Here is a 19,449-nt window from a genome sequence, read left to right as displayed (position 1 = left end):
GGAGGGAGGCCGGGCGGGAACAAATCGGTGCTTTGCACGATACCTAGCCAGGGTATGGTAGACACATGCAGGCCAGAGACGTCAAATCAATCCGCTCCGCCCTGAACCGGATTTCCGGTCAGGTTCGCGGCGTCAGCCAGATGGTGGAGGACGGCCGTTACTGCATCGATATCCTTTATCAGGTCCATGCCGCCCGCGCGGCCCTGGCCCGTGTCGAAACCCAGATTCTCAAATCGCACGCCGCGTCCTGTGTCGAGGAAGCGATTGCGTCAGGCGACGCCGCTCAGCAGCGCGAAAAATTCACCGAACTGGCGGAGTTGTTCGCCAAAGCGAAACTCTAGAACCCGGAGGGAACCATGGCCTCACCCGCCAAACGCGCCGAAATTTACCGAATGGTCATGCCGGGCCACACCTGCCCCTATGGCCTGAAGGCGCTGCACCTGCTCAAGAGTCAGGGCTATGCGGTGCAGGATCACCACCTCGCCTCGCGTGAGGAAACCGACGCCTTCAAGGCCGAACACGGCGTCCAGACCACGCCCCAGACCTTCATCGACGGCCAGCGGATCGGCGGCTACGACGACCTGCGGCGCTTCTTCGGCAAGCGAGTGCGCGACAAGGACGAAGTCACCTATACGCCCGTCATCGCCCTGTTCGCCATGGCCGCGCTGATGGCCGTCGCGGCGGGCTGGGCCGCCTATGGCGAACTGATGTCGGTGCGTGTCGTCGAATGGTTCATCGCCATCGCCATGTGTCTTCTGGCCCTGCAGAAGCTCAAGGACGTGGACGCCTTCGCCACCATGTTCCTGAACTATGATCTGCTGGCCAAGCGCTGGGTTCCCTATGGGACGATCTATCCCTTCGCCGAAGCACTGGCGGGTGTGCTGATGCTGGCCGGGGCGCTGATGTGGGTTTCGATCCCGGTCGCCCTGTTCATCGGCGGCGTGGGCGCCGCATCGGTGTTCAAGGCGGTCTATATCGACAAGCGTGAACTGAAATGCGCCTGCGTCGGCGGCGACAGCAAGGTGCCGCTGGGTTTCGTCTCGCTGTCGGAAAACCTGATGATGGTCGGCATGGCGATCTGGATGCTCGTCAAGCCGATGACCATGGGGCACTGAGCGGAAGCTCATCCACGAGCCTCCGCACATAGCCTGTCCGGCGCCGGTCGCCCGGCGCCGGATCACCTGCCTCAGTGGGCGTGCGCCCTGCGCGCCCCCGCTGCGGACTTTGGCTCGTGATCGTGACCGGCGTGGTCATGATCTCCATGATCATGGCCCGAATGGTCGTGATCCGAATGGTCATGACCAGAGTGATCGTGGCCAGAGCGATCGTGGGCATCATGGTCATTGACCGGCGGCGACGACAGGCTGCACACCACGGACCCATCGTTCCAGTCCACGGCGACGGTGGGATGCTCAATACTGAACCTGGACTTCAACTCCCGCTCAACAGCGATCGCCACGGCCCGCGCCTGAGCGTCGGATTCCGGACGCACATGCAGGGTCGCCAGGGTGCGGCCTGACGTGATCTGCCAGACGTGGACGTGGCTGACCTCGGCCAGACCCGGCACCTTGGCCTTCAGGTGAGCCGTCACCGCATCAGGCGCGGCGTTGTCAGGCGCGCCTTCCAGCAGGATGTGCAGCGACTTGCCCAGCAGCTTCCAGGCGCTGCGCAGGATCAGCAGCGAAACCAGCACCGACAGGATCGGGTCGATCGGCGTCCAGCCCGTCAGGGAGATGATGATCGCGGCGGCGACAGCACCGACCGAGCCAAGCAGATCGCCCATCACATGCAGGGCCGCGCCCTTGATGTTGACGTGTTCGGTGTCGCCGCGGGTCAGGATCCAGAACACCAGGATGTTGACCAGCAGGCCCGCCACGGCCACCCAGAACATCGGGCCGGCCAGAACGGCGTGCGGTTCCTTGAAGCGGTTCCACGCCTCAAACAGGATCCAGCCGACGATGGCGAACAACGTCACCGCATTGACGAAACCGGCGACGACCTCGAAGCGCATATAACCGAAGGTGCGCTTGGAATCGGCCATGCGGCGTCCGAAGCGGAACGCCAGATAGGCCAGCGCCAGCGCGATGGCGTCGGTCAGCATGTGGCCGGCATCCGCCAGCAGAGCCAGCGAGCCGGACGCCAGACCGCCGATCACCTCGACGATCATGAAGGTGAAGATCAGGCTGAAGGAAAGCAGGACCTTGCGTTCATTGTCGCGCGTCACGGTCGGCGCGTGAGAATGGTCGTGGTCGTGTGAGTGTTCGTGATGAGAATGAGACATGGAGCAGCGCCCGCTGAAAACAGATAACATATGAATACGTATTCATATGTTATCTGTCAACGCCATTCGCACATGCCGCGTCTGATCGTAGCGCGCCTGCGAGACGCCCGGCTTCAGGTCAGGTCGACGGGATCGAAACTCTTGACCAGATGGTCCACCGCCTTGACCTGCTCCAGCACCGCGCCCAACCGATCCAGCGGCAGGGCGCTGGGGCCGTCGCAGAGCGCCCGGTCCGGGTCGGGGTGCGCCTCCAGAAACAGACCCGCCAGTCCCAGGGCCAGCCCCGAGCGGGCCAGTTCCAGCACCTGTTCACGCCGCCCGCCCGACTGGGCGGCGCCGGGGGCGCGCGTCTGCAGGGCGTGGGTGGCGTCAAAGACGATCGGCGCCCCGCCAGTGACTGCCTTCATCACGCCGAAACCCAGCATGTCCACGACGAGATTGTCATAGCCGAAAGAACTGCCGCGCTCGCACAGGATGACATCCGGGGCGCCGAAATCGTCGAATTTCTCGACCACATGGGCGATTTGCTGCGGGCTCATGAACTGGGGCTTCTTGACGTTGATCGCGCGTCCGGTGCGCGCCAGCGCCTCGATCAGATCGGTCTGGCGCGCCAGAAAGGCCGGAAGCTGAAGGATGTCGCAGACCTCCGCGACCGCCGCAGCCTGCTCCGGCCAATGCACGTCGGTCAGCACGGGAACCGCGAATTCGCTGCGAACCTCCTGAAGAATGCGCAGCCCGGCTTCAAGACCCGGACCGCGATAGGATCGGTTCGAGGACCGGTTGGCCTTGTCGAAAGAGCCCTTGAACACAAAAGGCACGCCCAGTCGCTGCGTCTGCGCCTTCATCGCCTCGGCCACGGTCATGGCCAGATCGCGGCTTTCCAGCACATTGACCCCGCCGATCAACACCATCGCCCGACTGTTGTTGAAGGCGACCTCCCCGATCGTGACTGTCTTCATGGTCATCTCCTGACGGAATTGATCGGCCCCAGGGGACGGACTGTCAGTCAGCGCCCCTTGGAACCAGTTCGCTGTCGGCCGAACACGGCCCGAAAAACAGGCTCAGATCGGCGCGGGTCGCCGCAAGGCGCCGGGGGCGTCAACCTGAACGGTGACGTGATCAATGGCGTGATGGGTTTTCAGCCAGTTCGCCACAAGGGCCGGCAGGGTGATCGGATCGATCCCCGGCGCAGGCGTGACATGGATGGTGGCCACCACGGTTTCGTCGGTCAGGGTCCAGGCATGGAAATGGCCCGCTTCCTCGATCTCGGGCAGGGTCGCCAGATCCGTCTCGGCCTTGCGCGCGTCCAGTCCGCGCGGCACCGCCTGCAACAGAACCCGCAGCGATTCCTTCACCAGCGACCAGGCCGAGCGCACGACCAGCAGCGCCACCAGAACCGACAGCAGCGGATCAAGCAGCGTCCAGCCCGTCAGCATGATGCCGATCGCCGCCGCGATCGCCCCGACCGAGCCCAACAGGTCGCCGACCACGTGCAGCAGGGCGCCGCGCAGATTGCTGTCGCCCTTGCGGCCGCGCGACAGGATCCAGGCCCCGACCAGATTCACCACCAGACCGATGGTCGCGACAATCAACATCGGCCCGGCCATGACCTCGACCGGCTGGTTGATGCGGTTGACGGCCTCCCAGGTGATCCAGGCCACCAGCAGCAGCAGCGATGCGCCATTGGCCAGCGCCGCCAGCACCCGCACGCGGTGATAGCCATAGGTCCGCACGCCATCGACGGGACGGCGCGCCACCCGATAGGCGATCAGCGCCAGCAGCAGGGCGGCGGCGTCCGACACCATGTGGCCGGAGTCCGCGATCAGGGCCAAAGAGCCGGACATCCACCCGCCGATGGCCTGAATGGCGGCGTAACCGGCGGTGAAGATCAGGACGAAGCGGATGCGCCGCTCGTTATCCGCCGTCACCACCTCGCCGTGGTCGTGCCCGTCGCCCTCATCATGCTTCGCCGACGCCATGTCCATCTCCGATCCTTCTGGATGCAGGCCTTCCCGCATCGACAATCCTTTCGGCCCCATGCGTCAAGGCCGCCCTCATCCGCAACGACCGTCAGGGTCTCAACCCCGGCGGAGCACGACCATCTTCTCCTGCGTCATATCCCGCAGGGTGTAACCGATCCCGCCGGTCCCGTACCCGGAGGTCCGACGCCCGGCGAAGGGCATCCAGTCGGTCCGGAAGGTGGTCGGATCGTTGACCATGACCGCCGAGGCGTCCAGCCGGTCCGCCGCCCTGAGCGCGACACCGATGTCGCGAGCGAAGACACTGGCCTGGAAGGCCGTCGGCAGAGCGTTGGCGCGCGAGATCGCCTCGTCTAGATCCTGGTAGCGGTAGAGAGCCAGCACGGGCCCGAACACCTCCTCGCGCGAAATCCGGGCCTCGGCGGGCGGATCGAGCAGCACCGCTGGCTCCAGGGTTGTCGGCGACAGGCGCCCTCCCCCGATGGCCAGACGGGCGCCGCCCGCGACCGCCTCTTCGATCCAGGCCGCCACCCGATCAGCCTCACGCCCCCGGATCAGCGGGCCGACCTCGGTGTCCTCCCGCGTCGGATCGCCCGTGCGCAGAGCCGCCACGCGGGCGACCAGTCGCTCCGCGACGGCCTCGAAGACCACGTCATGCACATAGAGCCGCTGGGTCGACACACAGACCTGCCCGGCATGATAGAAGGCGCCTTTCACGACAGGCTCGATCAGGGCGTCAAGATCCGCGCTACGATCGACGATGGCCGGCGCCGCGCCGCCGTGTTCCAGCGCGGAACGCACGCCGGGCGCCAGGCGTGAATGCAGATACCATCCCACGCGGGCCGAGCCGATGAAGCTGAGAAAGGCGATGCGCGGATCCGTGGCGAGCCTTTCGGCAAGCGCGGTGTCCGCGGTGATCAGGGTCTGGCACCAGGCTTCCGGCAGGCCCGCCTCCCGGACGAGGGCGACGAGATCCAGGCAGGACAGGGGCGTAGCCTCGGCCGGCTTCACAATGACCGGACAACCGGCGGCGATTGCGGGCACGATCTGGTGCACGATCAGGTTCAGGGGATGGTTGAAGGCCGAGATCGCGGCCACCACCCCGATCGGCTCCCGAGTCGTGAAGGCCCAGCGGTCGTCCGATGCGGGCGACAGGCCCATGGGGATCTCGCGTCCGGAGAAGGTCCTGAGCTCGTCGGCGGCGTTCCGGACCCCGTCGATGGCGCGAACGGCCTCGATCCGGGCGTCGGCCAGCGGCTTTCCGCCCTCGCGCGCGATTTGCATCGCGAAATGCTCCCGTCGCGCCTCCATCAGTTGGGCCAGTCGCCGAAGGACGGCCACCCGCTCATGCGGTTTCAGCCACCGGTCACGGTGCGTGAAGAGATCGCGGGCGGTCTGCAACTTTCGCTCCAGCGCCGCCGCGTCGTCAGTCTCGATCCCGGCGATGAGGGCCTGGTCGTAGGGTTGTACGATCTGCAGCATAATATTCTCCGGCACGCTCAGGACAGGTCGATCGCCGACGCCCGGGTCTTCAGCTCATCGACCAGCACCCGGGTGTTCTCGGAGTAGTCGATGGCGCAGTCCACCAGGTGAACGCCGCCGCCGGCGAACGCGGCCTCCAGCACAGGGCCAAGATCCGCCGCCGACGTCACGCGGGAGCCCTTGGCGCCGTAGGCCTCGGCGTAGCGCACGAAGTCCGGATTGCCGAAGGTCATGCCGAAATCCGGAAAATCGTCGACCGCCTGCTTCCAGCGGATCATGCCATAGGCCCCGTCGTTGAGGACCAGGACGACGAGATCGAGGCCCAGACGGACGGCCGTCTCCATCTCCTGGGAGTTCATCATGAACCCGCCGTCGCCGCACACCGCCATGACCCGCCGGTCGGGATGCAGCATCGCCGCCATCATCGCCGACGGCAGACCCGCCCCCATGGTCGCCAGTGCATTGTCGAGCAGGAGGGTGTTGGCCACATGGGTCCGGTAGTTCCGGGCGAACCAGATCTTGTACATGCCGTTGTCCAGACAGACGATCCCGTCGTCCGGCATGACGGCGCGGACATCGCGCACCAGGCGCTGTGGCGTGACCGGGAAGCGATCCTCGTCCGCCCGGTCTGCAATGCGCGCCAAGATGCTCTGGCGCAGTTCCAGCATCCGTGTCTGGGGCGCCAGTCGCCCCGACAGGCGCCGGGCCAGCCCCGAGGCCGTCGCCCCGATATCGCCGATCACCTCGGCATCCGGATGATAGACCTGCTCGACCGTCGCCGACTGGACCCCGACATGCAGCACCTTCGGCCCCCCGGCGTCGCGCATCAGGAACGGCGGCTTCTCGACCGTATCATGGCCGATGGCGATGATCAGGTCAGCCAGTCCGATCGCCTCATGCACATAGTCGCCTTCGGACAGGGCCGCCGTGCCCATGTAGAGGTTCGAGCCGCCATCCACGGCGCCCTTGCCCATCTGGGTGTTGAAGAAGGGCAGGCCCGTCGCGCGAACAAAGGCGGACAGCGGTTCGACCAGTCGCGGACGATTGCCCCCGGCGCCGATCATGACCAAAGGGCGCTGCGCCGCCAGGATCATCCCGGCTGCCCGATCAAGGGCGGCCTCGGTGGCGACAGGCCGTTCCAGGGCGTGAATGGGAATGGGCGCGACATCCGCCGTCTCGGACGCCACGTCCTCGGGCAGTTCAAGATGCACCGGACCCGGGCGCTCCTCCATGGCCACGCGGAAAGCGTCGCGCACCACGGTCGGGATGCTGGCGGCGCTCAGAATCTGCCGGGTCATCTTGGTCAGGGGGCGCATGGAGGCGATTACGTCCACGATCTGGAAGCGCGCCTGTTTGGCCGTCATGATCGCCTTCTGGCCGGTGATCAGGATCATCGGCATGGCCCCCAGATGGGCATAGGCGGCGCCGGTCGAAAAGTTCAGGGCGCCGGGACCAAGCGTCGCCAGACACACCCCCGGCTTGCCGGTCAGGCGGCCATAGGTGGCGGCCATGAAGGCTGCGGCCTGCTCATGCCGGGTCAGGACCAGTTCAATCTTTGAATTGCGCAGGGATTCCACAAGATCGAGGTTTTCCTCGCCCGGCACGCCGAAGATGCGTTCAACGCCCTCGTTTTCGAGCGCGCTGACCAGAATGTCGGAACCCTTGGGCATCGAAGCCTCCCTTCAGTGAGCGGACGGACCGATTCCGGCGCCGCGCCCGGGAACGCCTCGGCTGACCAGCCCTTCGCAGGCAGGATGGGCCTTTCAACAGTGGCAAGGTCAAGCCCGGAATTATCATTCCGGCGGAGGCTTGACATTGCCACTGTTGGAAGCCGGACCGTGGTTTTCCTGCAAACCCAAGGAGATCGCCATGATCCATCTCAGCATTCCGAAAATGGCCTGCGGAGGCTGCGCCAGCGGCGTCACGAAGGCCATCCTGGCCCTGGACCCCGACGCCCGGGTCGACACCTCCACCGAGCGACGCGAGGTCACGGTCGACACCGTTTCGAACCAAGCCCAGGTCCAGTCCGCGCTCGCCGAAGCCGGCTACCCCTCGACACCTGTCGCCTGAGCCGTATCGGGCAGGGATCTCCTCCGCGCATGAAGAGATCCCGCCTCCCGGGCGGCGACGCTCGCCCCCTGTCCGATCCGGTCGCGGGATCGTCACAAGGTTTGGCCAGGATCGCCAGCCAGAGGAGTTCGAAATGACCGAAACCGTCGCCGACCTTATCGCCGAAACCCTCGCCGACGCAGGCGTGACCCGCATATGGGGGGTGACCGGCGACAGTCTGAACGGACTGAACGACAGTCTGCGCCGCATGGGCCGGATCGACTGGATGTCGGTGCGCCATGAGGAAACAGCCGCCTTCGCAGCGGGGGCTGAAGCGGCGATCACCGGGGAACTGGCCGTCTGCGCCGGCAGTTGCGGCCCTGGCAACCTGCACCTGATCAACGGTCTGTTCGACTGCAAGCGCAACCATGTGCCGGTGCTCGCCATCGCCGCCCACATTCCCTCCTCCGAGATCGGCCTGAATTATTTTCAGGAAACCCATCCCCAGGAGCTGTTCCGGGAGTGCGCGGATTTCGTCGAGCTGATTTCCAATCCGGCCCAGCTTCCCGAAATGCTTCACCGCGCCCTGAACGTTGCAATCGGACAGAAGGGCGTCGCCGTCCTCGTGTTGCCGGGTGATGTGGCGCTGGCCCCGTCGCCGGTATCCCCAACGCCCCGCTATACGGCGCCCCGCCCGCCCCGGATTCTCCCCCCGAGGACGAGATGGATCGCTTCGCCGCCCTGATGGATCAGAGCCAGGCCGTCACCATTCTCGCGGGCAGCGGGTGCGCCGGTCATCATGACGCCCTGGTCGAGCTGGCCGAGCGGCTGAAGGCTCCGATCGTCCACGCCCTGCGCGGCAAGGAGCATGTCGAATGGGACAATCCCTTCGACGTGGGCATGACAGGTCTGATCGGCTTCTCGTCCGGCTATCACGCACTGATGTCCAGCGACACCGTCCTGATGCTCGGCTCCGACTTCCCGTATCGCGCCTTCTATCCGAAGGAGGCGCGAATACTTCAGGTTGATCGCGATCCGGGCGCCCTGGGCCGGCGCGCGCCCCTCACACTGGGTCTGGTCGGCGACGTCGGCGAGACCCTGACGGCGCTCCTGCCCCGGTTGAAGGCGAGACCTGACCGCGACTTCCTCGACCGGGCCCTAAAGCACTACGCCTCAGCGCGTCAGGCGCTCGACGACCTTGCGACCCCGTCCGTCCGGGGACGCCCCATCCATCCCCAGTATCTGACCCGCCGCATCGACGAGATCGCGGCCAAGGACGCCATCTTCACCGCCGATGTCGGCACCCCGACCGTCTGGGCGGCGCGCTATCTGACGATGAACGGGCGGCGGCGGCTGCTCGGCTCGTTCAACCACGGCTCCATGGCCAACGCCATGCTGCAGGGGATCGGCGCCCAGGCCGCCGCGCCCGACCGCCAGGTCGTTTCCCTGTCCGGAGACGGCGGCTTCACCATGATGATGGGCGACTTCATCACACTGTCGCAGCTCGACCTGCCGGTGAAGGTGGTGGTCTATAACAACGGTTCTCTGGGCTTTGTGGCCATGGAGATGAAGGCGGGCGGCTATCTGGACACCGGCACCGACCTGAAAAACCCCGATTTCGCCGCCATGGCCCGCGCCATGGGGGTCAAGGGCATCCGGGTCGAGGCGTCCGACGATGTCGATGCGGCGCTCATGGAAGCCTTCGCCCACCCCGGCCCGGCGCTGGTCGACGTGGTGACGGCCAAGCAGGAACTGGTGATGCCGCCGAAGATCCAGCTTGAACAGGCCAAGGGCTTCAGCCTCTATATGCTGCGGGCGATCATCAACGGACGTGGCGACGAAGTGGTCGAACTGGCCCGCACGAACCTGCGTCGCTAGCTCCGCCGCCGACGGCTTTGAACAGCCCCCTGCGCCGATCTTGCCGCCGCCTTTCCCGGCGTTAAGGTGAAACGCGGCGTCGGTCAGACAACCGAGTCTCAAGGGGGAGATCAATCTTGACCAGCCGCGCCTGCCCTACCCTTGCCTGTCCTGACTTTGCCTGTCCGGGCCTCTCCTGTCTGACGACGCCGGTCGCTGTGGCTCCAAGCGAATGAAGCTGCTTCGTCTTTCCGCCCAGATCCACAAATGGATCGCGGTTCTGGTCGGTTTGCAGATACTGTTCTGGGTCGGCGGCGGTCTGGTCATGACCGCCATTCCGATCGAGACTGTCCGTGGCGAGCACAGGGTGCGGACGGCGCAGCCCCAGGCGCTGGACCTGACCGGCATACGCGCCCTCGACGCGGTCGTCGCCGAGCGGAATCTGACGCCGACGCGCGCCGAGCTTAAATCGACGCCGCGCGGCCCCGCCTGGCTGCTGACACCGACGGAAGGCGCGCCGATCACCCTGGACGCGCGCACGGGTCAGACGTTTGCACCGCTGGAAGCAGACGAGGCCCGGCGACTGGCGACGGCTGTTTATCGCGGCGGGGCCCAGGCCGTCGCGGCGACGCGGCTCAACGACGCCAAGCGCGAGACAGGTCGCACGGGTCCGCTCTGGCGTGTCGATTTCAATGACCGGGAAAAAACCCGTTTCTACGTCTCGCCCGACACCGGCGAGGTCATAACGCGCCGGTCCGCCGTCTGGCGTCTGTACGACTTCTTCTGGCGCCTGCACATTCTGGACTTCAAGACAGGCGAGAACTTCAACCACCCGCTGCTCATCGCCGCCAGCGCCCTGTCGCTCGTCGTCGTCCTGTCCGGCTTCGTGCTGCTCTGGATCAGGCTAGAGCGCGATTTCGTGCAGTGGCGCGTCCGTCGCGGCGGCAAACCGCGCCGGACGTCGGGACGGACAGGCAATTCCTGAAGGCGCCGCCCGGTCGTCATGGCGGCGGTCAGGCAATGGCGATGACGCCGGGATCATCCGGCGTCATCGCTCGCCTCAGGGGGTCAGTGAACCATGAAACGCACGGCGCCGTTCACGGCTTGCCCATCAGCGCCCTGAGCGGTCCAGTTCAGGGTGTAGTTGCCCGCCGCGAGACGCGGCAGGGCCGTCGAGACCTGCCTGGACGCCGCCGCCGCCGTCACCGGCGCCTGAATGGCCGCACGGCCCTGCGGCGTGATGGTGACGCTGCGCAAGGTCATCGGCTGAGGGAAAGTCGCCGAGAAACGCTGCGGCGAGCCATTCAGCATGGCCCCGTCCGCCGGGACGGTGACGACGCCGCTCGGCGTCGCCGCCGAAGCCTGGGCGCGCGGCGCAGAGCCATGGTCGCCGTGACCGGCGTGGCCCTGTTGCTGGGCCAGAACCGGCGTGGCGATGAAAACAGCCGCGACAGCGGCCAGCAGGGTGGATTTACGCATGTCTTTTCTCCTTAGAACCACGCACGCACACCAACGACCACCCGGGTGTGCTCGGGCTCCCCGCCCATGGCGCGCGTCAGGTCGGCGGTGCCGCCCAGATCGCTGCTCCATTCGACCCCGACATAGGGGGCGAATTCCTTTTTGAACTCGTAGCGAAGGCGCACTCCGGCCGAAACATGGGTCAGACCCGACGCCAGTTGCAGTTCAGGAATGTCCGAAGCCGACGCCTCGACCTCCACACGCGGCTGCAGGATCAGCTTCTGGGTGATGCGCTGGTCATACTCCGCCTCGAAACGTGCGGTCAGGTCGCCCTCGGTCGACAGAAAGGCCGCACCGTCGACCTCGAACCAATAGGGCGCCAGTCCCTGGATGCCCAACACCAGATGGGTCGTGTCTTCTCCACCCTCGCGGAAGTCCTGACGCACGCCCGCCTGGACATCCCAGAAGGGCGCGACGGCCCGACTGTAAAGCGCCTGGACTTCACCTTCGACCTCGCCATCGCCGCCGAAGTCGCCGCCGCCCTCTGACTTCCACCAGAAGCGGTTGATGTCGCCCCCGGTCCAGCCGCCGACATCCCACGCCCAGTTTTCGTTTCCGTCGCCGAAACCGGCCTCAAGCCGATCAATGACCACGGCCGTGGTGCGAATATCGCCATTCTCGCGCACCAGAACCTCGCGCGCGCTCGACATCGCCGCCTCGCCGAAGATGGCGTCCGCCGCATGGCGCGGACCCGACAGCGCCGCAGCCGGCGGCGGCGGGACAGGCGGACGTCCGGCGTCATTGGCGCTGGTCGGCACATCGGGCGGCCCCATGCTGGTCATGCCGCTCATGTCGTGACCCGCATGCGGATCGGCCTGAGAACTGGCCTGAGAACCAGCCTGAGACATGGCGCTCATATCGTGGCCTGCATGTGGGTTCCCGGCCTGAGGCGTCATGGAACTCATGTCGTGACCCGCATGCGGGTCCGCAGCCTGAGGCGCCATGGCGCTCATGTCGTGGCCGGCGTGCGGATCGGCCTGCGTCGGAGCCGGGGTCTGCGTCTGAGCCGGAGTCTGGGCCGGGCGCTGGGCCGCGCTCATGTCGTGCCCCGCATGAGGGTCCGCGGCTTGAGACGTCATGGCGCTCATGTCGTGACCTGCATGTGGGTCGCTTACGGTGGCCGCAGGGGTCTGCGGCGCGTTCTGGGCGGACGGGTTCTGACTGTGATCCTGAGCCGAAACCGTCCCTGCGGCGGCCATCAGAGGCAGAAGACCGATCGCGAGCCGGATCATGCGGCGTCTCCATCGAGGGGTCGCACGGTCACGACGTTGAACATGCCCGCATGCATGTGCATCAGCATGTGGCAGTGGAAGGCCCAGTCGCCCGGCGCATCGGCGGTCAGGTCAAAAGTGACCTTGGAGCCGGGCGCGACATTGACCGTGTGCTTCAACGGCTGATGCCCGGCCGGCCCGCCCGTCACCAGCTCAAAGAAGTGGCCATGCAGATGGATCGGGTGGGACATCATGGTGTCGTTCACCAGCGTCACCCGCACGCGCTCGTCGCGCTCGAAGCGGATCGGCTCGACCAGTTCAGAGAATTTTCGACCGTCGAAACCCCACATGAACCGCTCCATATTGCCGGTCAGGTGGATTTCCATCGAACGCGCCGGGGGCCGCTGATCCTTGTTCGGCGTCAGGGACGCCAGATCGGTATAGACCAGCACGCGATGCGGTTCGTTCTCCAGCCCCATGGGCCGTTCAGCCAGACGGTTGGCGGGCGACGGCGCCACCATGTCCACCCCGACGCCCACCGCCATATTGGCCGGCGCATTGTCGGGATTGCGCATGTCATGGCCCATGTTTCCATGATCCATGGGCGCGGCCTGTCCCATGCCGTCCTGCGCCATGGCGGAATGATCCATGCCGCTCATGTCCATGCCGCTGTGGTCCATGCCGCCCATGTCCATGCCGCTGTGATCCATCCCGGCCATGCTTCCCATGCCCATGTCGCGCATGGTCAGGGTCGGCACCTGCCGGAGGGGGGGAACCTCCGCCGTCATGCCCATACGGGGGGCCAGCGTCGCCCGCCCCATGCCCGAACGGTCGACCGCTTCGGAGACGATGGTATAGGCGCGGTCCTCGGTCGGCTGGACGATGACGTCATAGGTCTCGGCCACTGAAATCTGGAACTCGTCCGTCTCGACCGGCCGCACATTCTCGCCGTCGGCATTGACCACCGTCATGGCCAGACCCGGAATGCGCACGTTGAAGATGGTCATGGCCGAGGCGTTGATGACGCGCAGCCGCACCCGCTCTCCCGGCCGGAACAGACCCGTCCAGTTCTCCTGCGGGCCATGGCCGTTGATCAGATAGGTGTAGGTCGTCCCGGTGACGTCCGAGATGTCACGCGGATCCATGCGCATCGATCCCCACATGCGCCGATCAGCCGGGCTGACGCCGTCCTCACCGGACAGCAGGCCCGCCAGGGTGGTGCGCTGCTGGTTGAAATAGCCGGGGCTTTTCTTCAGCTTATCCAGGATCTGGTGCGGATGCATGAAGCTCCAGTCCGCCAGCACCAGCACATGTTCGCGGTCATAGGCCACGGGATCGGTCCCGGCCGGGTCGATGACCAGGGGCCCGTAATGGCCCATCGCCTCCTGAAGGCCGGAATGCGAATGATACCAGTAGGTCCCCGACTGGATCACCGGAAACTCATAGACAAAGGTTTCGCGCGGGCGGATGCCGGGAAAGCTGATGCCCGGCACACCGTCCATCTGGAACGGCAGCAACAGGCCATGCCAGTGGATGGATGTGTCCTCGTCCAGGGTGTTGGTCACCATCAGCCGGACGTTCTGCCCTTCGCGCAGCCGCACCAGCGGCGCAGGCACGGTTCCATTGACAGTGACGGCATGACCGGTGCGCCCGCCGACGGTGAACGGCGAATGGCCGACGCTGAGGCGAACCTCTGGCCCTTCAAGGGTCGGCAGCGTCGGCGCGAGCCCCCGCGACCCCGACTGCGCCCATGCCGGCATCAGCCCCTGAGCCGCCCACAGCCCCGCCGCGCCGCCAAAGAGGGCCCGTCTATGAAGCCTCATGCTCTACTCCGCCTGGATTATGCCCGCCTCGCGAGCCTTTTATCAAATTTACGCAAGAAAAAGCCGCGCCCCTCGCGACAGGGCGCCGCACCCTTCGCCGCACCGCCATTCCGGCGTGACGGATGGCCAAGTCGGCCTCAGACGTCCCGAAGCCTGGACAGACTGGCCGCAAGACTGCGACGCGCCCTGGCCACGCGCGCCTCGACGGTCTTGATCGAGACGCCCAGAATCGCGGCGGCCTGCGCCTAACTCAGGCCGTCCATAGCCGTCAACAGCAGCGGCTCCTTCAATTCGGAGGCAGGGCCACGACTGAACGGTTAAGGGCCGAGAGCAGTTCCCGCGTCGTGAGACTGTCATCAGGCGCAGGCGCGCCCTCCCCACCCTCAACGCCTCGGCGCTGTCGAGCGGCGCCGGCGGGCGGCGCAGGCTTCAAGGCTCTTATGAGTCACCGACGCTCATGCGCCCTCGGCGAGAATCGCGACAACCAGCTTCCCGTCGAACCGATCCGCCTGAACCGGCGTCTCACCATTCTCATTTCGGAAATGTGCGTGATGGTCGCCTGCTGAAGCTCCCCTATGGCGTCATGGAAGTGATCGACGGCGGGCCGCACGACGCTCACATCCCCGTCGCTGGCGGAAATGGCGGCGGCCAATTCTCGATTCGCGGCCTGGACGCGGGCCTCGAGTGCGATCCGCCGGGGCGCGAAGCGCGCCTCAATAGCCTCGATACGGACGCCTTGATCGGCGTCAAGCGCCAGATCGCGGTAAACGATGGCATGCAGCGAGGGCGGCGCATCGCGTTTCTGCACCCAGGCGCCCCCGCCCCACGCCCCCCCGCGCCACTGGCGATCAGCGCTAGAGCGACGGTGCCGGCGACCGACTTCCATCCCATCGACATCACCGACCTTCCAGCCGCGCGAGCGAGAATGCAGCAATATGAACTGTTCGGTCATCCCCCGGCATGCGCCGTCGCCTTGACGTGAGAGCGACGGCGCAATTGGACCCTCAGAAGCTGTAGCGCAGCCCCACGCCATAGGTCGCCGGGGCGCCGACCAGCCGCGACGCGCCGTTCAGCTCCGGGAAGTAGACCTCGTCGGTGATGTTGCGGCCATAGGCGTAGACCGCCCAGTTGGCCGCGCTCTCCAGTTCCACCCGTGCGTTCAGCAGGGTGTAGGCCTCAGCCGTATTGCCCGGCGCGGCGTTCAGGCGGTTGCTTTCCTCGCCGTGGTGCGAAACCGACAGCCGTGTGTCCAGACGCCAGCCGTTGGCCAGCATCAGCCCGTGGTTCAGCGAGGCGGTGGCCGTCACGTCCGGCGCGCCCGGGAGGGGATCCCCGACCGTCGACAGCACCTCGGCCACGCGCGCCGAGCTGAAGGAGATGATCTCGGTGTCCAGGAAGGCCGCCGCCACATCCAGGTCCAGCGTCTGGTTCGCCCCTTCGAACAGCAGGGCGTTGACGGCGAACTCCACGCCCTTGCTCTCGGCCTCGCCGACGTTGGCGCGACCATTGGTGTCGTTGGCCAGGCGGGTCGTCGCCTGCAGCTCCTTGAACCTGTAGCTGAAGGCGTCCAGCGAGAGGCGCAGGCGGGCTGTCGTCCAGCGCAGCCCGGTCTCGTAGGCGATGACGGTCTCGGACTCGAACGGCAGGGTCTCGGCCTGGGTGAAGATGGAGGTGCCGTCGAAGCCGCCGCCGCGATAGCCTGTCCCCGCCGAGACGAAGACGTTCAGGTTCGGAGTGAAGGCGTACCTGGCCGTGACCCGGCCCGAGACATTGTCGTCCTCGAAAGCGCGGTCCCAGATGAAGGGGTTGGTCGTTGCGAAGGTGGTGGTGAAGGTCGAGATGCCCCAGGGGTTCAGGTCATCGTTGCGACCGCTGAAGGTCGCCTCGTCTCGCGTGTAGCGCAGGCCGCCCGACAGGGTCAGCTTGTCGGTCAGGTCATAGTCCGCCTGGCCGAAGACGGCGAAGCTGTTGCGGGTCTGCTTGTGCAGGTTGTCGTACTTGGTCCGGGCCGTATAGCTGGTCCAGTGGGTGTCGAAGTCGATGTCGTCCGAGACGTAGAAGACGCCCGCGATCCAGTCCAGGCGGCCGCCGGTGTCGTCGCTGAGGCGCATTTCCAGCGACGCCTGGCTCAGCGTCTCGTCGGCGTCGAAACGCGAGGCCGGATAGGGCGAACCGTCGCCGTTGCCCCGGACCGAACGGGTCGTGCCCTGGACGTTGCCGATCACGGCCAGGTTCAGGTTGTCAGCAAACCGATGCGCCAGCGCGGCCGACACGCCGTAGATGTCGATGCTCTGGGTCGGATATTCGGACGAATAGAACTCGTAGGGGTCGTCGTTCTCGCCAGCGTTGGCGATGTTGCTGTCCAGCGCCGCCGAGATGCGGTCGTACTGGCGCGTGTCGCCCCGGTCGCGGCTGCCGAACAGCTTCACGGTCAGGTTGGTGTCCGGCGTGAAGTCGAAGGCGACCGTGGCCCGGCCGGCGAACAGGTCCTTGTCGCCGAAGCCTTCGCGACGGCCCGGATCGACGATGGCCGGAACCTGGGTCTGGACGACCCCGCCGATGACCGGGCGATAGCCGGCCAGGTCGCCCGCGCCCGCGCCGGTCATGAAGCCCCCGCCCTGCTCGGCCAGGACGGCCAGGCGCACGCCGATCTTGTCGCTCAGCGGCCCGCCGACAGCGGCCTCCATGGCGGTGTAGTCATGGCTGCCGATCTCGAGACGCCCGCCGCCCTCGACCACCTCGCCCGGCCCCTTGGTGATGGCGTTGATCACGCCCGCCGTGGTGTTGCGTCCATAAAGGGTGCCCTGCGGTCCCTTCAGAATCTCGACCCGGTCCAGGTCGAACAGGGGCATGCCCAGATAGGCGTTGGAGGTCTGGTAGACGCCATCGACATGAAGGGCGACCGAGGGGTTGCCGTTGGGCTTGTAGTCATCGGCGCCGCCGATGCCTCGAATGCTGATCAGGCCGTAGTTGGTGCCGCCGAAGGCGTAGTTGACCGAGACGCCCGGAACCTCGTCCACCAAACCGGTCACGCTGTCTATGCCGCGGCGCTGGGCGTCGTCGCCGTCCAGCACCGTGACGGCCAGCGGCACGTCCTGGATTCGCTGAGCGCGCTTCTGGGCCGTGACGATCACGTCCTCGATGGCCGTGACGTCTCCGGTTCCGGCGTCAGCGCGGTCGACTGCAACAGAAAAGGTGCGCGCGCCGACCGGCGTCACGGTCAGGCCCGTACCCTCCACCATGCGGCGCAGCGCCTCGGCGGGCGCCAAGACGCCGACCACGCGGTTGGCGCGACGGCCGCGCACGGCTTCCGGCGCGAACAGCACCTGCACGTCGGCGGTGCGGGCCAGGGTCGTCAGCCCCTCCTCCATCGACTGGCCTTCAATGGCGAAGGAGACGACTGCGCCGCCGTTCGGCGACTGGGCCAGAACCGGCGTCGCCGCTGCGACCGCGGCGACGGCCGAGCAGGCCAGAAGCATGCGCTTGAAGGCGCCGGCGCGCGGCTTGGAAATGAACATGGGAGCCCCTGAAAACTGGTCGGCCGCTCGTCGGCGGCTCCCCCTCAGAAACGAAAGGCGCCCTGCAGACCCCCACCCCGTCGTGGAAATTTCATCAAAGCGTAGCCGCCGCGTCAGACGATTTCCCGGGCGTTCCGATGCGCCATTCCCCGTCCGCCGTCCTCTGCACGGACAGGTCGAACCCGCGCGCCAGAGCCATGACGAACTCCTGCCCTCCGTCGTAACGGAAGGAGCCGGATATGCGCACCTCGCCAGCCGCCGCGTCCGTCAACGTCAGTCGTTCCGAGGCGTAGCGATTGAAGCTCTCGACCACCTCGCGAAGCGGCCGGTCGCGCACGACCAGTCGCCCCATCCGCCAGGCCGTCGCGGCCTCGACATCGACGGGCGCGGCTCGCAGTTCGCCACCCAGCGCCTGTCCGCCCTGCCCCGCCGTCAGGAACAGATGCGCGCCTGCGCCGCCTCTTTCCACCAACCGCAACCGCCCTTCCTCGACGATCACCTCCGGCCGTAGATCCGCATGGGTCGCCTGGAACCGACCCTGTGCGGTCGTCACAAGGCGGTCGCCGACGCGCAGGACGAAGGGCTCGGCGTCCGGCAGGATGTGGAAGTAGGCCTGGCCGGCCTCGAGCACCGCCGAACGACGATCGGCGCCATAGTCGAGGCGCAGCCGAGAGGACGGCGCCAGGGTCACCTCCGACCCGTCCGGCAGCGGCGCGGTCAGCCTCTGGCCCGCCTCCGTCGAGATCAGCGCCCGGGCCGGCGACGACGCCGTCATCACCCACACCCCGCCGCATGACGCCGCAACGGCCCCGCCGGTCAGGCCGAACAAGGCGCGTCGTCGCGTAAGGCGGCGGGCGCCGGGCCCCAGGGCGGCCGCTCGCAGCGCCAGCATCTGCGCCTCGCCGGCGTCCAGCTCCAGCAGGCGCCAGGCCTGCTGGCAGCCGCGATAGGCCCGGGCGTTGTCGGGGTCTTCGTTCAACCACCGTCGGAACGCGGCCTCATCCTCCATAGGAGTCGGATCGCCGCTGTTCATCCGCGCGAACCAGAAGGCGGCCAGGTCGGCGTGATCGTCGTTGCTCGGCTCAGGGAGGAGAGAGGACATCAGCGATCCCCCTCGACCAGATCCAGCCGCAAGGCCGCCATCGCGCGCGCCATATGCTTCTCGACCGCGCTCACGGATATGCCCAACCGCCTCGCGATCTGCAGGTAGGTCAGGTTCTCGAACCGCCGCAGGATCACCACCTGGCGCGCGCGAGGCGGCAGGGCGTTCAGAGCCGCCAGCATTCTTTTCAGCCGCTGCTTCCCCGCGACGATCTGCTCAGCGCCGGGCGCCTCGCTCTGCGCGACCAGGTCGTCGATCCCGACATGCCGTCCCTGCCCCCGGGCCTGTTCATAGCGTCCCCGGTCCCGCACCATGTTGGCCGCCGCCTCGAACACATAGCCGTCGACGTTTTCAAGGCTGAGCAGATCGGCGCGGCGCAACAACCGAACGAACAGGTCCTGCACCATTTCCTCGGCGTCGGCCGGCGACCCGGACCGGCGCAGGAAGAAGTGAAACAGCGGTCCGCGAAGCCTGCGTGTCAGCCCCCCGAATCCGTCCTCGGACGCAAGGCCTGACGACGGAATATCCGCGCCGATCAATGTATCTGTCTGCTGGTTCACAGGCGGCTGATGACGCTCAAGCGTCACCGCCTGATGTCGGTTGCACGACAAATCCATATCAGTTGCGAC

General features: G+C 66.5%; 18 protein-coding genes. 6 read left to right on the top strand and 12 right to left on the bottom strand.

What is annotated here, in order from left to right; all coding sequences use genetic code 11:
• Window positions 1–65 precede the first annotated feature (65 nt).
• Both AC0L6G_RS01270 and AC0L6G_RS01265 read left to right on the top strand, forming a co-directional pair.
• Entirely contained in the window at window positions 66–341 is a 276-nt protein-coding gene (locus tag AC0L6G_RS01270; RefSeq protein WP_184273108.1) for a metal-sensitive transcriptional regulator, read from the top strand.
• Between the two features lie 15 nt (window positions 342–356).
• Entirely contained in the window at window positions 357–1,115 is a 759-nt protein-coding gene (locus tag AC0L6G_RS01265; protein ID WP_184273105.1) for a glutaredoxin family protein, read from the top strand.
• Between the two features lie 71 nt (window positions 1,116–1,186).
• Here the strand turns inward: AC0L6G_RS01265 and AC0L6G_RS01260 are convergent, their stop codons facing one another.
• From AC0L6G_RS01260 to AC0L6G_RS01240, 5 genes are all read right to left on the bottom strand, one after another.
• On the bottom strand, window positions 1,187–2,224 hold the full coding sequence (locus AC0L6G_RS01260; RefSeq protein WP_224762240.1) for a cation diffusion facilitator family transporter: 1,038 nt from the start codon (window positions 2,222–2,224) through the stop codon (window positions 1,187–1,189).
• 170 nt (window positions 2,225–2,394) lie between these two features.
• Window positions 2,395–3,240 (bottom strand): 3-deoxy-8-phosphooctulonate synthase, encoded by an 846-nt coding sequence (gene kdsA / locus AC0L6G_RS01255; protein ID WP_224762241.1) that lies wholly within the window; start codon window positions 3,238–3,240, stop codon window positions 2,395–2,397.
• A gap of 102 nt (window positions 3,241–3,342) precedes the next feature.
• The gene (locus AC0L6G_RS01250) at window positions 3,343–4,260 is read right to left on the bottom strand and encodes a cation diffusion facilitator family transporter (RefSeq protein WP_184273095.1); all 918 of its coding nucleotides are present in this window, start codon (window positions 4,258–4,260) and stop codon (window positions 3,343–3,345) included.
• 99 nt (window positions 4,261–4,359) lie between these two features.
• On the bottom strand, window positions 4,360–5,742 hold the full coding sequence (locus AC0L6G_RS01245) for an aldehyde dehydrogenase family protein (RefSeq protein ID WP_184273092.1): 1,383 nt from the start codon (window positions 5,740–5,742) through the stop codon (window positions 4,360–4,362).
• Between the two features lie 17 nt (window positions 5,743–5,759).
• Window positions 5,760–7,412 (bottom strand): acetolactate synthase large subunit, encoded by a 1,653-nt coding sequence (locus AC0L6G_RS01240; protein ID WP_184273089.1) that lies wholly within the window; start codon window positions 7,410–7,412, stop codon window positions 5,760–5,762.
• A gap of 199 nt (window positions 7,413–7,611) precedes the next feature.
• Between AC0L6G_RS01240 and AC0L6G_RS01235 the strand changes: the two genes are divergently transcribed.
• From AC0L6G_RS01235 to AC0L6G_RS01220, 4 genes are all read left to right on the top strand, one after another.
• The gene (locus AC0L6G_RS01235) at window positions 7,612–7,812 is read left to right on the top strand and encodes a heavy-metal-associated domain-containing protein (protein ID WP_184273086.1); all 201 of its coding nucleotides are present in this window, start codon (window positions 7,612–7,614) and stop codon (window positions 7,810–7,812) included.
• 133 nt (window positions 7,813–7,945) lie between these two features.
• Window positions 7,946–8,536, top strand: coding sequence for a thiamine pyrophosphate-binding protein (locus AC0L6G_RS01230; RefSeq protein WP_473252735.1), 591 nt, complete (start codon window positions 7,946–7,948; stop codon window positions 8,534–8,536).
• Entirely contained in the window at window positions 8,515–9,669 is a 1,155-nt protein-coding gene (locus tag AC0L6G_RS01225; RefSeq protein WP_473252734.1) for a thiamine pyrophosphate-dependent enzyme, read from the top strand. The genes AC0L6G_RS01230 and AC0L6G_RS01225 overlap by 22 nt, the downstream gene beginning before the upstream one ends.
• Before the next feature lie 211 nt (window positions 9,670–9,880).
• Window positions 9,881–10,633 (top strand): PepSY domain-containing protein, encoded by a 753-nt coding sequence (locus tag AC0L6G_RS01220; protein WP_184273080.1) that lies wholly within the window; start codon window positions 9,881–9,883, stop codon window positions 10,631–10,633.
• 83 nt (window positions 10,634–10,716) lie between these two features.
• Here the strand turns inward: AC0L6G_RS01220 and AC0L6G_RS01215 are convergent, their stop codons facing one another.
• The 7 genes from AC0L6G_RS01215 to AC0L6G_RS01185 all read right to left on the bottom strand — a co-directional run bounded on the left by AC0L6G_RS01215 (window position 10,717) and on the right by AC0L6G_RS01185 (window position 19,380).
• Entirely contained in the window at window positions 10,717–11,127 is a 411-nt protein-coding gene (locus AC0L6G_RS01215) for a copper resistance CopC family protein (protein ID WP_184273077.1), read from the bottom strand.
• 11 nt (window positions 11,128–11,138) lie between these two features.
• Window positions 11,139–12,398, bottom strand: coding sequence for a copper resistance protein B (locus AC0L6G_RS01210; protein ID WP_184273074.1), 1,260 nt, complete (start codon window positions 12,396–12,398; stop codon window positions 11,139–11,141).
• Window positions 12,395–14,200 carry a copper resistance system multicopper oxidase gene (locus AC0L6G_RS01205; protein WP_184273071.1) on the bottom strand — a complete coding sequence of 602 codons (1,806 nt, stop codon included), beginning with the start codon at window positions 14,198–14,200 and terminating at the stop codon, window positions 12,395–12,397. Before AC0L6G_RS01205 ends, AC0L6G_RS01210 begins: the two co-directional genes overlap by 4 nt.
• 445 nt (window positions 14,201–14,645) lie before the next feature.
• On the bottom strand, window positions 14,646–15,152 hold the full coding sequence (locus AC0L6G_RS01200) for a periplasmic heavy metal sensor (protein ID WP_260398552.1): 507 nt from the start codon (window positions 15,150–15,152) through the stop codon (window positions 14,646–14,648).
• Between the two features lie 52 nt (window positions 15,153–15,204).
• The gene (locus tag AC0L6G_RS01195; protein ID WP_184273068.1) at window positions 15,205–17,718 is read right to left on the bottom strand and encodes a TonB-dependent receptor; all 2,514 of its coding nucleotides are present in this window, start codon (window positions 17,716–17,718) and stop codon (window positions 15,205–15,207) included.
• A 94-nt stretch (window positions 17,719–17,812) separates the two neighbouring features.
• The gene (locus AC0L6G_RS01190) at window positions 17,813–18,820 is read right to left on the bottom strand and encodes a FecR family protein (protein WP_184273065.1); all 1,008 of its coding nucleotides are present in this window, start codon (window positions 18,818–18,820) and stop codon (window positions 17,813–17,815) included.
• Complete coding sequence (locus AC0L6G_RS01185) at window positions 18,820–19,380, bottom strand: RNA polymerase sigma factor (RefSeq protein WP_224762289.1); 561 nt, start codon at window positions 19,378–19,380, stop codon at window positions 18,820–18,822. Before AC0L6G_RS01185 ends, AC0L6G_RS01190 begins: the two co-directional genes overlap by 1 nt.
• Window positions 19,381–19,449 lie beyond the last annotated feature (69 nt).

The organism is Brevundimonas sp. D3-1P (assembly GCF_055809335.1).
This window is presented reverse-complemented; position numbering and strand designations above follow the sequence as displayed.

Excerpts from the sequence above, each read along its gene's own strand:
- AC0L6G_RS01210 (WP_184273074.1), bottom strand. The coding sequence starts at position 12,398 with ATGATCCGGCTCGCGATCGGTCTTCTGCCTCTGATGGCCGCCGCAGGG.
- AC0L6G_RS01200 (WP_260398552.1), bottom strand. The coding sequence starts at position 15,152 with ATGACCGAACAGTTCATATTGCTGCATTCTCGCTCGCGCGGCTGGAAG.
- AC0L6G_RS01195 (WP_184273068.1), bottom strand. The coding sequence starts at position 17,718 with ATGTTCATTTCCAAGCCGCGCGCCGGCGCCTTCAAGCGCATGCTTCTG.
- AC0L6G_RS01225 (WP_473252734.1), top strand. The coding sequence starts at position 8,515 with ATGGATCGCTTCGCCGCCCTGATGGATCAGAGCCAGGCCGTCACCATT.
- kdsA (WP_224762241.1), bottom strand. The coding sequence starts at position 3,240 with ATGAAGACAGTCACGATCGGGGAGGTCGCCTTCAACAACAGTCGGGCG.
- AC0L6G_RS01270 (WP_184273108.1), top strand. The coding sequence starts at position 66 with ATGCAGGCCAGAGACGTCAAATCAATCCGCTCCGCCCTGAACCGGATT.
- AC0L6G_RS01245 (WP_184273092.1), bottom strand. The coding sequence starts at position 5,742 with ATGCTGCAGATCGTACAACCCTACGACCAGGCCCTCATCGCCGGGATC.
- AC0L6G_RS01235 (WP_184273086.1), top strand. The coding sequence starts at position 7,612 with ATGATCCATCTCAGCATTCCGAAAATGGCCTGCGGAGGCTGCGCCAGC.
- AC0L6G_RS01250 (WP_184273095.1), bottom strand. The coding sequence starts at position 4,260 with ATGGCGTCGGCGAAGCATGATGAGGGCGACGGGCACGACCACGGCGAG.
- AC0L6G_RS01215 (WP_184273077.1), bottom strand. The coding sequence starts at position 11,127 with ATGCGTAAATCCACCCTGCTGGCCGCTGTCGCGGCTGTTTTCATCGCC.
- AC0L6G_RS01240 (WP_184273089.1), bottom strand. The coding sequence starts at position 7,412 with ATGCCCAAGGGTTCCGACATTCTGGTCAGCGCGCTCGAAAACGAGGGC.
- AC0L6G_RS01205 (WP_184273071.1), bottom strand. The coding sequence starts at position 14,200 with ATGAGGCTTCATAGACGGGCCCTCTTTGGCGGCGCGGCGGGGCTGTGG.
- AC0L6G_RS01220 (WP_184273080.1), top strand. The coding sequence starts at position 9,881 with ATGAAGCTGCTTCGTCTTTCCGCCCAGATCCACAAATGGATCGCGGTT.
- AC0L6G_RS01190 (WP_184273065.1), bottom strand. The coding sequence starts at position 18,820 with ATGTCCTCTCTCCTCCCTGAGCCGAGCAACGACGATCACGCCGACCTG.
- AC0L6G_RS01230 (WP_473252735.1), top strand. The coding sequence starts at position 7,946 with ATGACCGAAACCGTCGCCGACCTTATCGCCGAAACCCTCGCCGACGCA.
- AC0L6G_RS01265 (WP_184273105.1), top strand. The coding sequence starts at position 357 with ATGGCCTCACCCGCCAAACGCGCCGAAATTTACCGAATGGTCATGCCG.